At 37.5% G+C, this 13,665-nt stretch carries 10 protein-coding genes; 9 read left to right on the forward strand and 1 reads right to left on the reverse strand.

Annotation, left to right across the window (positions count from 1 at the left end):
• The first annotated feature begins 130 nt into the window (after nucleotides 1–130).
• The 9 genes from C400_RS0110420 (at nucleotide 131) to C400_RS0110455 (ending at nucleotide 12,781) form a co-directional block, all read left to right on the forward strand.
• Nucleotides 131–1,228, forward strand: a complete 1,098-nt coding sequence (locus C400_RS0110420) for a serine hydrolase domain-containing protein (protein WP_017426923.1) — start codon at nucleotides 131–133, stop codon at nucleotides 1,226–1,228.
• A 57-nt stretch (nucleotides 1,229–1,285) separates the two neighbouring features.
• Entirely contained in the window at nucleotides 1,286–2,155 is an 870-nt protein-coding gene (locus C400_RS0110425) for an SMP-30/gluconolactonase/LRE family protein (RefSeq protein ID WP_017426924.1), read from the forward strand.
• A gap of 606 nt (nucleotides 2,156–2,761) precedes the next feature.
• Nucleotides 2,762–4,696, forward strand: coding sequence for a glycosyl hydrolase (locus C400_RS0110430; RefSeq protein ID WP_232795346.1), 1,935 nt, complete (start codon nucleotides 2,762–2,764; stop codon nucleotides 4,694–4,696).
• Between the two features lie 70 nt (nucleotides 4,697–4,766).
• On the forward strand, nucleotides 4,767–5,429 hold the full coding sequence (locus C400_RS27735; RefSeq protein WP_232795347.1) for a hypothetical protein: 663 nt from the start codon (nucleotides 4,767–4,769) through the stop codon (nucleotides 5,427–5,429).
• An 87-nt stretch (nucleotides 5,430–5,516) separates the two neighbouring features.
• Nucleotides 5,517–6,062: a PTS sugar transporter subunit IIA gene (locus C400_RS0110435; RefSeq protein WP_017426925.1), complete on the forward strand. Its 546-nt coding sequence runs from the start codon at nucleotides 5,517–5,519 to the stop codon at nucleotides 6,060–6,062.
• 318 nt (nucleotides 6,063–6,380) lie between these two features.
• Entirely contained in the window at nucleotides 6,381–10,025 is a 3,645-nt protein-coding gene (locus C400_RS0110440) for an S-layer homology domain-containing protein (protein WP_017426926.1), read from the forward strand.
• A 165-nt stretch (nucleotides 10,026–10,190) separates the two neighbouring features.
• Nucleotides 10,191–10,646 (forward strand): RrF2 family transcriptional regulator, encoded by a 456-nt coding sequence (locus C400_RS0110445; protein WP_017426927.1) that lies wholly within the window; start codon nucleotides 10,191–10,193, stop codon nucleotides 10,644–10,646.
• 465 nt (nucleotides 10,647–11,111) lie between these two features.
• Nucleotides 11,112–11,813, forward strand: coding sequence for an SDR family oxidoreductase (locus C400_RS0110450; RefSeq protein WP_017426928.1), 702 nt, complete (start codon nucleotides 11,112–11,114; stop codon nucleotides 11,811–11,813).
• Nucleotides 11,814–12,148: 335 nt separating this feature from the next.
• Nucleotides 12,149–12,781 carry a GNAT family N-acetyltransferase gene (locus tag C400_RS0110455; RefSeq protein WP_017426929.1) on the forward strand — a complete coding sequence of 211 codons (633 nt, stop codon included), beginning with the start codon at nucleotides 12,149–12,151 and terminating at the stop codon, nucleotides 12,779–12,781.
• Between the two features lie 22 nt (nucleotides 12,782–12,803).
• On the opposite strand, the gene C400_RS0110460 is transcribed toward C400_RS0110455, so the two are convergent.
• On the reverse strand, nucleotides 12,804–13,613 hold the full coding sequence (locus C400_RS0110460) for a MerR family transcriptional regulator (protein ID WP_017426930.1): 810 nt from the start codon (nucleotides 13,611–13,613) through the stop codon (nucleotides 12,804–12,806).
• Nucleotides 13,614–13,665: the final 52 nt, after the last annotated feature.

Raw genomic sequence — 13,665 nt, forward strand, 5'->3', positions numbered from 1 at the left:
TAAAAGCAAAGTACAGTAAATAGTAGGAATATGGAGGGGTCCAAAATGATTAATGATACAGAAATCAGTCAGATAAAAAAAAACTTTAAGAAATAGCATAGACAATGACTACATAGCCGGCGCAAATTTAATGATTATCAAAGATGGAAAAGAAATTTTCTACCATGAAGATGGTTGGGCAGATAAGGAAGCTGGAATTCCAATAAAAAGAGATTCCATTTTCAGACTGTATTCTATGACTAAACCTGTTACAGCTGCTGGTGTAATGATACTACTAGAGCGAGGCGATATAGATTTATATGATCCAGTAAGTAAGTATATTCCTAGTTTTAAAAAACAGATGGTTGATGAGGGAGGCAAGCTGGTTCCGGCGGTGCGTGAAGTAAATTTAAAAGATTTGCTTTCAATGACCTCAGGCTTGGTTTACGGCGGGGATAACAGAGCTGGTCGGGATACTGAAGCATTATTTATAGAGATAAAAAATAGGCTATTAGGGGATTCTCCAATGAGTACTGTGGAAGCTATGAGCAGACTAGGAGAGTGCGTCCTTGCCTTTCAACCAGGAACTTCTTGGAATTACGGGACCTCTGCAGATGTACTCGGGGCAGTTATAGAAATAGCTAGTGGTATAAGCTACGGAGAATTTTTAAAGAAGGAATTATTCGAACCGCTAGGAATGTGGGATACTGGTTTTTGGATACCATCAGAGAAAAGGCACCGTCTTGTAAGAGCATATGAAGACAATGGGCTAGGTAAATTACAGCCTTATACCGGAAATAATTTGGGTATTATTAATCAGATGGATATGGATCCGGCATTTGAATCTGGAGGAGCAGGACTTGCGTCTACAATAGATGATTACTCAAAATTTACTACAATGCTTATGAATGGAGGAAATCTTGACGACGTTCAGATTTTGCGACCTAAAACAGTGAAATATCTGACATCAGGAACTTTAAATGAGATACAGCAGAAAAGCTTTGATGAATGGCTAACGTTAAGCGGACACAGTTATGGAAACTTAATGCGTGTAATGACAGATTGCAGTAAAGCTGGAGATTTGGGATGTCTTGGGGAATATGGATGGGATGGTTGGCTTGGGGCATATTTTTGTAATTGTCCAGAGGACGATTTAACATTCCTATTCATGATGCAAAAAAAAGATGCGGGAACGACGACACTCACTAGAAAGCTGCGCAATATTATTCTAAGTTCATGTTGCAAATAAATCCAAGTTAGTTTTTTGTTTCTGGAAGTAATGTATATTGATAAGGAGATGTATATTATGAATTATGGAACTAAAATTCTTTTGGATGAACTGGTGTGGGGTGAAAGTCCACGCTGGCACGAGCGTAAACTCTGGTTTTCAGATATATTTGGTAAAAAGGTGATGAATGTTGATTTCAGTGGCAAGGCTGAGAGTGTGGTTATTGTGCCAAACTTGCCATCAGGATTAGGGTGGCTTCCTGATGGTCGGTTGCTTATAGTTTCAGGAGATGGCCGAATATTGCGACAGGACCCGAGTGGGCTGTCGATAGTAGCAGACCTTAGCAAGTTAGCGGTGGGTATTAATGACATGGTAGTCGATCATAAGGGACGTGCTTACGTTGGAAGTTATGGTTATGACGTACGGTCTTATAAGCCTGGCCAAGAAGTAGAAGCATGGATAACACTGGTTACCCCAGAAGGGGATGTGCGTGTTGTAGCTGATGAAATGATTTGTCCCAATGGAATGGTTATTACTTCTGACGGAAATGTGCTTATAGCGGCTGACACGTTTGCGAAACAGCTTGTTGCATTTAACATTGAGGAGGATGGATCACTAACAGGACGCCGTGTCTGGGCATATATGGAAGCTGGTCCTGATGGGATTTGTCTTGACGCTGAAGGTGCTATCTGGGCTGCTACTCCAAATAGGGGTGAGGTGATTCGTTTACGTGAAGGTGGTGAAGTAACTCACCGCATAAAAGTATCAACTACACCTTTAGCATGCATGTTGGGAGGACCTGAGCGCAGGACATTATTCATTGTCACAGTTGATGCGCATAATGATTTAGATGTAGATACCTTAAGTAACCCTGAGGCTGCTCAGATTAAACGCGGCTCTCGAATTGAAATTGTTGACGTAGAGATTCCAGGTGCAGGTCTGCCATAACTTTCTAACGTTATTTAAATATTAAAAAGCTGACATGTCTTTAATTCAGAAACCTTTTCCGTTTGCTTTATCAGAAAAAGTTAGTTGATATTTATTAAAAGCTTTAAAAAATATACTGGACGAAACCAAAACCTAAGCTATTGATACTACGAATTATGGTATCAGTGCTTAGGTTTTATTGTGCTAGTTTACAGGAGATTTAAATTATCTATTTAGATATATTTTATAGGGTTATTTTTGTTTCAAGTTTAGTGTGAGAAAAAATATTAAGATAGGTCAGTAAATACGTGTTGATTTGATATTTTAGAGTATTTGAGAAGATGATATCCTTTATTTATATAGATCATACGCATTTGGTGGTACAGAGGACAATATACATATTTGAATTAATTCAAATATATAAAAGCCCAATTTTCAATGTTAAAAATGAATAAGTTTATTATATGTTAGATTTGGTTAGTTATTTTCTTTCATTTTGATATTGAAATGACTAAAGTATTGATACTACATGAAATATTTTATTTTTAATTGATATAAAATGAACTGCTAGTCTACTTACATAAAAAGGTAATTAGTAGATAGTATCAAGAAAGGAAAGAATAATATATGAAGAAATTAGATGAAGTTTTAGAAAATAGGGAAAGTAATTATTTAATGCCTTTCTTCTGGCAGCATGGTGAAGAAGAAGGTGTATTACGTGAATATATGAAAAAAATTAATGAATCTGGAATAAAAGCTGTATGTGTGGAATCACGTCCTCATCCTGATTTCCTGGGACCTAAATGGTGGGAAGATTTGGATGTGATTATGGATGAAGCAAGAAAACGTGATATGAAAGTCTGGATTTTAGATGATTCTCATTTTCCAACAGGTTATGCCAATGGAAAAATTAAAAAGGATTATCCAAATCTACAAAAATTATTTTTAAAAATCCATCAGCAAGATTTTGCAGGTCCATATAAAGATGCAGGAATTATTGTAAAGTGGGCAGCCAATGGTTCAAGAGATGCTGTCATGAACGTTGGAGTAGAAAAATCTAAAAAGGAAACAAGCAAATTTGGTTTAGAAGATAAAATGATAGGAGTCATTGCAGCTAAGATAATTAACAGTGATGAAATAGATCCTGATACTTTATTTGATGTATCAAATAAAGTAATTAATGGAGTTGCTTACTTAGATATTCCAGAAGGGGATTGGAGAATTTTTACTATTGTACAGACCTTTGACGGAGGAGAAAAGTCTACTGAAGGCTACTTAAATCCAATTGATCCAAAAGGAACACAAGTATTAATTGATACTGTTTATGAAGCACATTTAAATAGGTATAAAGAAGATTTCGGAACAACTATTGCGGGATTTTTTTCTGATGAACCACGTTTTGGAAATGTGAAAGGACCAAACGCTTCAATTGGAAGATTTGACATGGTACTACCATGGAGAGAAGATCTGGTAGAGATATTGCAAAAAAATATTTCAGAAGATGTTGTTAAATATTTACCTTTGCTATGGGTGAATGGAAAGTCAAAAGAAAATAAAATTAGATATTTATATATGGATATTATTACTAAGTTATATTCTGAAAATTTTACCCAAAGGTTAGGTAAATGGTGTAGAGCCCATAATGTTGAATATATTGGGCATGTAATAGAAGATAATAATGCACATGCCAGATTAGGCTATGGAGCAGGTCATTTTTATAGAAGCTTGTGGGAACAGGATATGTCAGGGCTAGATGTAGTATTACATCAAATATTGCCCGGAATGGATAAAGGTTATTTTAAATCATGTACATCATCAGGTTGGGATGGTGAGTTTTTCCACTATGCATTGGCTAAAATGGGAGCCTCTTTGGGTCATATGGATGAAAAGAAAAAAGGACGTACAATGTGTGAAGTTTTTGGAGCTTATGGTTGGGGTGAAGGTTTAAAACTAATGAAATGGATAACGGATCATATGCTTGTAAGAGGAGTAAATTACTTCGTACCACATGCATTTTCGCCAAAAGAATTTCCAGATTTAGATTGTCCACCTCACTTTTATGCTCATGGTAAAAATCCACAGTTTAGATATATGAAGATTTTAAATGATTATACGAATAAGATTAGCCATTTGCTGACGGATGGGATACATGTAGCACCCGTAGCTGTTTTATATCATGGCGAAGCAGAGTGGTCCGGTGAATATATGCTATTACAAAAACCGGCTAAAGAGTTAATGCAAAATCAAATTGATTTTGATATAGTGCCCACTGATATATTAATGTCGTCTGAAATTAAAGATAAGAAACTTATTATAAATAACGAATCGTTTTCAGGGCTAGTCGTACCGTACTCTGAATCTTTACCTAAAAAACTAATAGAAAAACTATTAGTTTACTTAGAGGCCGGGTTTAAAGTTTATTTTATAGATGATCTTCCAAAGGGTTCTAGTGAAGGTATTAATATTGATAAGGAACTTCGAAAATTACAAGAAGTTGAAAATTGTAAAGTAATAGGGCTTGATAATTTAGTAACTGATTTAAAAAAATTCAGATATTTATGATATCCAAGTTTATGATCAGCAACCATACTTAAGATATTATCACTATACCCATCAAGATGGAGATGTATTTATGTTCTTTAATGAACATCCATATCATTCTATTAATACAGTGGTTGAAGTTCCTTTGTACTTAGATGCATATATATATGATGCCTTTGAAAATAAAGTTCTTAATTTGAATTTAGAGAGAACTCAAAAAGGTAGCAAATTTAAATTAAACCTTGAGAAATATGAATCTAAAATAATTATTTTTAGTAAAAACATAACTGCTAATATCGAATCTATAATAACGGATAACGAACAGATCGATATTCAGGAGATCAGTGGTGAGTGGAAAATTTCGTTATCTACCTCTGAAAAATATCCTGATTTTGAAACCACTACAGTAATAGATAAACTGGTTAACTTAGCAGCACCGAATTTATACCCTGATTTTTCGGGTACAGTTAGATACGAAATTGACTTCAACGTAAGTGAAAACTTTGAAAATGCATTTATATTCATAAAAGATGCCTATGAAATTGTGAATATTTTCATGAATGGCTGCCATGTTGGAAGTAAAATATGCCCACCCTATAATTTTGAAGTGAGCAATTGCTTAAGAACGGGGAGTAATAATTTGGTAATTGAAGTGACGAATACTTTAGAAAAAGAGCAAAAGGACTTTTTTTCACAGTACCTTATACATGAACCAACTGGCATTACGGGTTCTGTTAATTTAGTGCTTTACTAACTGTATTATTGTAGCTTCGGTCTAAAGCGGTATTAAATGAGATATTATCCTAAATTTAATTATTAAAATTACAGAGGATGGGTTCTTATGAGTTTTTCAAATTTTATTAAGAACATGTTTAATATACAAGATAAAAAACAAACAATTAAAAAAGATCCAGCACTTAATAATAAACAAAAATCAGAAATAATATACAGCCCATTAAGTGGTGAGGTTAAAAATCTTAGTGAAGTAAATGACATCACATTCTCCCAAGAATTGATGGGGAAAGGAATAGCAATTGAGCCGTCTATAGGTAAAGTTGTTTCGCCGGTTAATGGGGAAATTGCAGCGTTCTTTGTTACTAAGCATGCTATTGCATTGAAGACCGACGATGGAGTTGAGATTTTAATTCATATAGGCATTAATACAGTTGCTTTAAAAGGCAAATATTTTGTACCTCATGTAAATGAGGGGGATCGAGTTAATATCGGAGACCTATTAGTAGAATTTGATGTGGAAGCTATTAAAAAGGAGGGATATGAAGTTATAACTTCTATCGTAATTACTAATACAGATAACTATAGGGATATTAAGAAAACGGATAGCAATAAGGTATTAGCAAAAGATAGGCTGATGGAAGTTATATCATGATAGTGTGAAAGGTGGAAGAGTAAAATAAAGCAGCCACCAATATGAGCATTTTCAGTGGGACCAAACAACGTAGGAATATTGAGGTGTTACTTAATCCAATAGGAAAATGCCTCAATTTTCCGACGTGATTTGTACAGCTGTGCAATTTGTTCAACAACGGAACTAACAAATGGATGTACAGAGTCCAAATGGAGTCTTATGTTCGTTACAGTGTTCCTTTTAATATAGATAAAAATGAAAACGATTGCAATGATATGGAAACGCTTACGTTAAGGTTTTTTTATATCTGATGTGTAGCGAAAGGAAGGGGAATAGTTAATGAGGAAAAGCAAAATCATCAGTGCAATTTTAGCGGCTCTATTATTTTTGGTAGCAAATACGACGCAAATCAGCGCAAATTCAAATTTTTCATTAGCTATACATGATCATGTGGCTAATACCTCAATTAGCGATTATGAAAGAATGGAAAACGCGGATCTGAGCGGACTGGTGTTATCGAGCGGCACGCTGACTCCTGCTTTTGCAGCTGGAACAACCGAATATAGTGTGAATGTTCCTTACGATGTAACCAGTATTTCGGTAACAGCCAGCGTCTATGACAGCAACGCCACAATGAAAGTAAACGGGAAACCTGTTGCAAGCAGTCAGGCAAGCGACCCAATGAGCTTGAGCGTGGATAATAATAACATCATCACCATCGAAGTAACCGGACAAGAAGGAATGATGACGAAACTATATAAGGTGACCGTGACGCGAGTATCAGGTTCACCTTCATCATCGCAATGCACACCGCAAGAAACGGGAGGGCCTCTTTGGGTCACAGCAGCGTGTATCGACTCACAGTATAATAATCCAGTTATTGATAGGGAGGTTGACCTAACATCTCCAGTTCCGCATCATAAAGTGTCAGGCCACTTTGAGGGTACTGATGCGAAGTTCAACTTTTACTTGCCGCCGAAAGAACAGTGGAAGGGCCGCTTCTTCCAGAAAGTATATCCGCTTTATGATGAGAATGCCTTTGATAGTCATATTGCTTTCGGCGCAGCCAGCGGGGCTTATACGGTTCAGACGAATGCAAGTAGCGGATACCGAATTGATGCAGCCGCGGCAAAGTTCTCTAAGGTGTACGCGGCGGATTACTACGACACTGACGATTATATCTATGGATATATATACGGTGGAAGCGGAGGCTCTCTTCAGACGATTGGTGCAATTGAAAATACTAAGGGAGTGTGGGACGGAGCAGCGCCATTTGTCCCGGTTGTACCAACGTCCATCCCAAACAATGGATTCATATTGGCCTATACGAACTTCGTGCTTGGAGACAAGGCTTTACAGCTAAAGGATGCATTGAGCCCGGGAGGTAGCGGTGACCCTTATTCCAGTTTGAATGACATGGAGAAGGCAGTACTGCAAGAGGTGACGAAGTTGGGAGTTCCTTTAAGAGGGTTGGAGGGGGCACTCAGCCAGAACGATCTTCAGAGTCTCCTCTTTGGTTTCGGAGACACGATTAAATCAATGGATAGCACCTATGTCGAAGATTTCTGGAACAAGCCAGGCTACCTAGGTACAGAACAATCGGATCTCGGAGATTTGTTCCGCAGCGCCAAGATCGATCAATGGGCCACCATTACTCAGGTTAGCCGGGACAAGCAGAATGCACCGACAAGCGTTTCTCTTGATAATGCGCCATCAACACTGCCTCGAACCGGTGCAGATTACACACTTTATACAGCTGACGGTACGACGAAGATCGGGACACTAAAAGGTTCGTTTGATCCGACTAAGAAAGTCTTCACGATTGGGAGCGAAAACTCCAATAGCGTATTAAGCGCCCTAGAAAGCGGTGCCAAACTGCATATCGACAACCGATGGCATCTTGCGTTGCTATCGTACCATCGTCACCAGGTTCCGAGCGGACCCAACTTTTATTCCTGGGATCAATTTAGAGCAGCTGACGGAACTCCCATTTTTCCTCAGCGTCCTATGGAGATTGGCCCCATGATCATGAGTGGTGTTGCAGGAGGTGGCTCACACAACGGGCATATTCAAGGAAAAGTCATCCTTATCTCAAACTTGCTCGATATGGGATCTTTTCCTTGGCATTCGGACTGGTATAGTGCAAGGGTGAAGCAGTATCTCGGTGAAAGCTTTGATGATCATTTCCGTGTCTGGTTCAACGACAATGCGGATCATTACGATAATGGGGCAAGCACTTATACTGTTGTACAATATGATGGCATTCTCGAACAGGCACTTCGTGACCTAAGCGCTTGGGTAGAACAAGGGGTAGCTCCTGCAGAGTCAACCCAATACAAGGTAGTCGATGGTCAGATCAAGTTGCCGGAGAGTGCTGCGGAACGTAAGGGGATACAGCCGGTCGTCGATTTACTTGTTAACGGCACGACTAAAATTCATGTTAAGACCGGCCAACGTGTCACCTTCCAGGGCAAAGCTGTGGTCCCTCCTGGTAACAGCAAGGTTGTGAAAACCGAATGGGACTTCGAAGGTACGGGGAACTACAAGAAGGTATCTTTCGGTACCTCTGAGGCCTCGGTAACGGAGTCGGTATACTTTACCTATACCAAGCCCGGAACCTACTACCCAGCCCTAAGAGTGACCGCACAGCGTGATGGTGACGAAGAATCACCCTTTACACGAATTGAGAATTTGGAACGTGTTCGTGTAGTTGTAGAAGAAGAACAGAAAAATGCAGGGAACGGAAAATCAAGCGAAAAAGAAAATTTCTTAGAAAGTATACAAAACAAGGCTGGAGAAGAGAACTCTTTAGGAAGCGTACAAGACAATGCTGAGGTGAATAACGGTAAAATAAGAGTAAAACCGACGATCAATGCTAATGGAAAAGCAACTGCTCAACTGGACACTGAAACTGTTAAGCGTGCACTCAAACAAACAGATGGAGACAAACTTGGAATTAAAGTAGAGACAATTGAAAGTATGAATGAAATTGAAATCGAATTTCCTGTTGATGTATTGTTAAGTAATAAAAATACCCCGATTAATAATTTAGAAATCGAGGCAGGTTTAGCTAAATTAAATGTATCTTCAAAGTTGATTTCTAAGAGTTCAGCAAAAGCAAAGAATGTGAAGGTTTCTGTGGCTAAAGTAAGCTTATCCAACCTATCACCTGAGATACAAGCTCAATTGGGCAATAGATCAGTTTACAGTTTCAGCTTAGCAATTGATGGTATGAAGGTAAGTGAACTTGATGGGAGAAACGACGTTCAAGTGACAATACCATACGAATTGAAGTTAGGCGAGCAACCCAATAAGATGATCATCTATCAAATCAGAGATAATAGAGATTTTGAAATTGTAATGAGTGGAAAATTCAATAAAAAAACAAGTGGGATAGAATTCAAGCCTAAGCAATTCGGTAAGTTTGCAGTAGCTTATAGGGATCTGAACTTCCAAGATGTAACAAAAGAATGGGCAAAGGAGCCAATTGAGGCTTTAGCTGCAAGGGGCGTTATCATCGGAACAGGAGATGGAAAGTTCAATCCGGACGATAAAGTGACGAGAGCCGAATTTATTGCGATGCTGATGAATGTTTTTGAACTAACCGATAGCAATGCGACAACGACCTTTTCAGATATCAAAACAGGCGTATGGTACTATGATGAGGTTGCTACAGCACAACGGTTAGGTATTGTTAAAGGCAGACCGGATGGCAGTTTTGGTGCACAAGATGAAATCACGAGACAAGATATGGTTGTAATGGCCTATCAAGCAACGACCTATGCCGGGCTGACCTCAGATAGTGAAGTCCCGCTAAGCTTTGTCGATGCAAATGGCATTTCTTCATATGCGTTAGAAGGCATTACTGCAATGCACAACGCTGGAATAATAAGCGGAATGGATAAGGGAGAATTTGCACCAAAGTCTAAATCAACCCGTGCGCAAGCTGCAGTTGTAATTAATAATATTCTCTTCTCATTATAAGATTTGTTTTATAGAGGCTTAACCACCATCGTATGATGATGGTTAAGCTTCATTGTATGAATGGCTAATCAATATTAAAATATAAAAGCCCCTTGTATATAGATGTTTCATTGCGTATAATGTGCTTATATAGATTGCAATTTAAATTGAGAAGGAGGGAGTATATTGAGTACAGCGTCTAGGGGTGTTTACATTGGTCCCCCTCGTCTAAAAATAGCGATTCAGGCCATTGTTTGGCTAGCCAAAAGTGGCAGCATGATAAGCAGTGCGTTAATAGCGAGACAGGTCGATTCGCATGCCACCTTTATCCGGAGAGTTATGCAGTCACTGAACAATGCCGGTATTGTTGAATCAAAAGGTGGACGGGAGGGTGGATATTTTTTAAGAAAATCTTCAGCAGAGATTACAATAGGCGATATATACGAAGCAATCAGAAGTATTTCGAATGATGCTGAAATTAAAGTGGATTGCGGAGATGATGGAGAAAAGTTAGATGTTGAAAAGTTAGATGTTGAACTTGAAAAGATTCTCCAGGAAGCCGAATTAAAGACAATTGAGTATTTGCGAAGTTACACGATTGCTCAATTAATGGATCGAGTCCGATTCTTTAAAGAACAATAAAGCTCAATAGCTAACAATAAGTTGCAGAATCATATGCAACTTTTTATTAGAATAAATTGTGCTTAAAATAAGCACATAAAAGAAAGAGGCCTCCATGAATATTACTTTAATTGGTGTAAGTGAAGATATTGGTAAGATCATGCTTGAAGATGGCTAAGTGATTAATATGTCGGTCTTGCCCACCTTGCCGGTGAGAAGATAGGTGTCAATACACAATGCGTCAATTAAATTAATCGAGGAGGTGATAATATTAAAATGAAATAGTTATAGTTACAAATGCCAAGTGAATTGCTTGCACGTGGATTTACCAGTTTAGTTTTTACGGAATCGCCTGGCGAACAGAAAAATGCTCAGATCAGCGGAAAAAGGTATCAAAACTCCTGTGTATCTTGCCACTTTGCCTAACCTTCAGGGTGTAAGCGGGTTTACACATCTAAAGAAGATGAAAATGAGGAGGATATATGTATGAGAAGAAAAATTGCAATCGTTACGGGAGCGAATCGGGGGATCGGGTTTGAAATTGCTAAACAGCTAGGCAAGCTTGGCGTCACCGTCATTATGACGGCTCGCAAAGAAGATCAAGGGATGGCGGCCTGCGACAAATTGAAGCAGGAAGGGCTTGACGTTCATTTTCACCAGCTTGATATGACTAACGAGTCCAGTATTCGTAAGTTGGCTTACGACATGCGGGAGCAATTTGGAGTCGTTGACATTCTGGTTAATAATGCAGGCATCTCTATCGATGGTAATAAGGATACAACAAATATCGATTTGGAAACGGTTCGAACTACAATGGAAACGAATGTCTACGGTCCACTTCTCTTATCGCAAGTGCTCATCCCTTTAATGCAAGAAAGTGCAGACGGCAGAATCGTCAATGTATCCAGCAGCATGGGAGCTTTAAATGATGGTATGGGCGGCGGATATTTTGCATACAGTATGTCCAAAACTGCCCTGAACGCGCTTACGTTAAAACTGTCAGCAGACTTAAGTAGCAGCAAAATCACGGTAAATTCAATGTGTCCGGGATGGGTTCGTACCGATATGGGTACTGCCGATGCTCCGAGATCGGTTGAGCAAGGGGCTGATACGGCTGTTTGGCTTGCGACGGGCGATGTAGGAACGACCGGCAAGTTTTTTAGAGATCGCTCCGTGATCAGTTGGTAACATAATAGTCCCTTTTATACAGGTGATATCATAGATGAAAGCTTTAGTTCTGGATCAATCGGGGCATCCTTATTGTCTGTAAATAATAAAGTTTTAGACTGTACGGAATCGCTAAACTAAATGGCGATAGTTTAATGAGTTTCACCTGAAAATGCCGAACTCTTTGTGATAGAGTTCGGCATTTTTTGGTTCTCCCAGTCTAACATAATTATTAGCCGTCTATTCTTGTAAGTGAGCCCTGTTGAAAAAGACACTGCATTAAATACTTGACTCTCCCATTAGGGGAGACATTAAACTCAATTTGTAAGTTAATTGATTAAAAGGAGGAAGTCAAAATGAACTTAGATATTAGAGACATTAGAAAAGAGGATATAGAACCTATTAAATCTATTATCGCAGATACCTGGAACGCAAAGGATTTTATCGAGGATGACGGCATAATAAATGCAGCAGTTACAATGATGTTCATAAGTCCAATATTAAATAAAAGTACTTTTGGAAGAGTAGCTACATTAGATGGAGAAGTCATTGGTGTAATTTTTGGTTCAAGAGTTGGTGAAATAACATCTTATAGATTGTTACAAGAAGATTATACAAGTGAATTGCTACAACTCTTAAATCTAAATGACATCGAACGAAAAGTATTTGTTGAACTCACCTCTATGACTAATGAGGCATACAGCAAGTTAATTAGAGGAAAAGAAGATGAGTTTCAGGGGTGCTTAGAATTCTTTGCTGTTTCTGAAGAAGCTAGAGGAAAAAAGGTAGGGAAACAATTATTTAATGAGCTTATCTCTTACTTAAGAAATACAAAAACAAATAAAATTTATGTGTATACAGATACAATGAGTAACTATGGATTCTATGATCATAATGGATTTGTCCGTCTTGATGAAGAAGTAACTGTATTTAATCTACCTAACGGCAAACTCGAAAATACAAATTTTATTTATGAATACAAGCTATAAGCTAAAAGTCAGCCCACCTTATTTATAGGGTGGGCTTTAGACTAATTTGAAATTGAGAGAAATGATTATATTGATTAAAAACATCTGTCACTAGATAAAACATATAAACCTTATTACGCGTCAAACTGTTTTTCTCCAAATATTCTTTTACTAATTGAAATGTTTCAATTTCAGTATCTCCTGTGCAATTAATAGTTAAATATTCTCCTTTTGATAATTTAGATACATTAAAGGTATCTTTAAGCAATCTATAATCATCTGATGTTATTAGACGAAATACATCACTGATTTTCCAATTATCATGGTGACATGAATAAATTAATCCATACTGAAACGTTTGGACTGCCAATTCGCCTAATTTTTCATCTAACTTATCGAATGACTTTATCTCATTAAGTTCTCCAACTTGAGTAGATAAACTTAAAAAGTATCTGTCTTTAACTGTTTGAATATTAAATCCATTGTTCATAAGTTCATCTTCAGATGAATGGATAGCTGTCTTTAATATTTCTATTTGTTTATTAAGTTGCTCTAATTTCTTTATTTCTTTATGAATTTCTTCATTTTTCTGTTCTAAGTAAAATTTAAGGTAATTAGTATCGGCTTTAGCAAATAAAGCTTTAATTTCTTTAACACTTACATTACTTTGCTTACAAATTTTTATAATATCCAGATAGATGAATTGATTAATTGTATAATAGCGATAACCGTTATCGGGATTAGTGTATGCAGGTATTAACAAACCAATATTATGATAATAACGTAAAGCTTTTATCGTAACATTTTTTAATCTAGAAACTTCTCCAATTGAAAAATACCTTTTATTATCCATAAATTCCTCCAATAGATCTTATGTATGAAAGTCGTTCTCCTGATACATCAAT

The organism is Paenibacillus sp. ICGEB2008 (assembly GCF_000307675.1).
Classification (GTDB): domain Bacteria; phylum Bacillota; class Bacilli; order Paenibacillales; family Paenibacillaceae; genus Paenibacillus; species Paenibacillus polymyxa.

Excerpts from the sequence above, each read along its gene's own strand:
- C400_RS0110460 (WP_017426930.1), bottom strand. The coding sequence starts at position 13,613 with ATGGATAATAAAAGGTATTTTTCAATTGGAGAAGTTTCTAGATTAAAA.
- C400_RS0110440 (WP_017426926.1), top strand. The coding sequence starts at position 6,381 with ATGAGGAAAAGCAAAATCATCAGTGCAATTTTAGCGGCTCTATTATTT.
- C400_RS0110420 (WP_017426923.1), top strand. The coding sequence starts at position 131 with ATGATTATCAAAGATGGAAAAGAAATTTTCTACCATGAAGATGGTTGG.
- C400_RS0110450 (WP_017426928.1), top strand. The coding sequence starts at position 11,112 with ATGAGAAGAAAAATTGCAATCGTTACGGGAGCGAATCGGGGGATCGGG.
- C400_RS0110430 (WP_232795346.1), top strand. The coding sequence starts at position 2,762 with ATGAAGAAATTAGATGAAGTTTTAGAAAATAGGGAAAGTAATTATTTA.
- C400_RS0110435 (WP_017426925.1), top strand. The coding sequence starts at position 5,517 with ATGAGTTTTTCAAATTTTATTAAGAACATGTTTAATATACAAGATAAA.
- C400_RS0110455 (WP_017426929.1), top strand. The coding sequence starts at position 12,149 with ATGAACTTAGATATTAGAGACATTAGAAAAGAGGATATAGAACCTATT.
- C400_RS27735 (WP_232795347.1), top strand. The coding sequence starts at position 4,767 with ATGTTCTTTAATGAACATCCATATCATTCTATTAATACAGTGGTTGAA.
- C400_RS0110425 (WP_017426924.1), top strand. The coding sequence starts at position 1,286 with ATGAATTATGGAACTAAAATTCTTTTGGATGAACTGGTGTGGGGTGAA.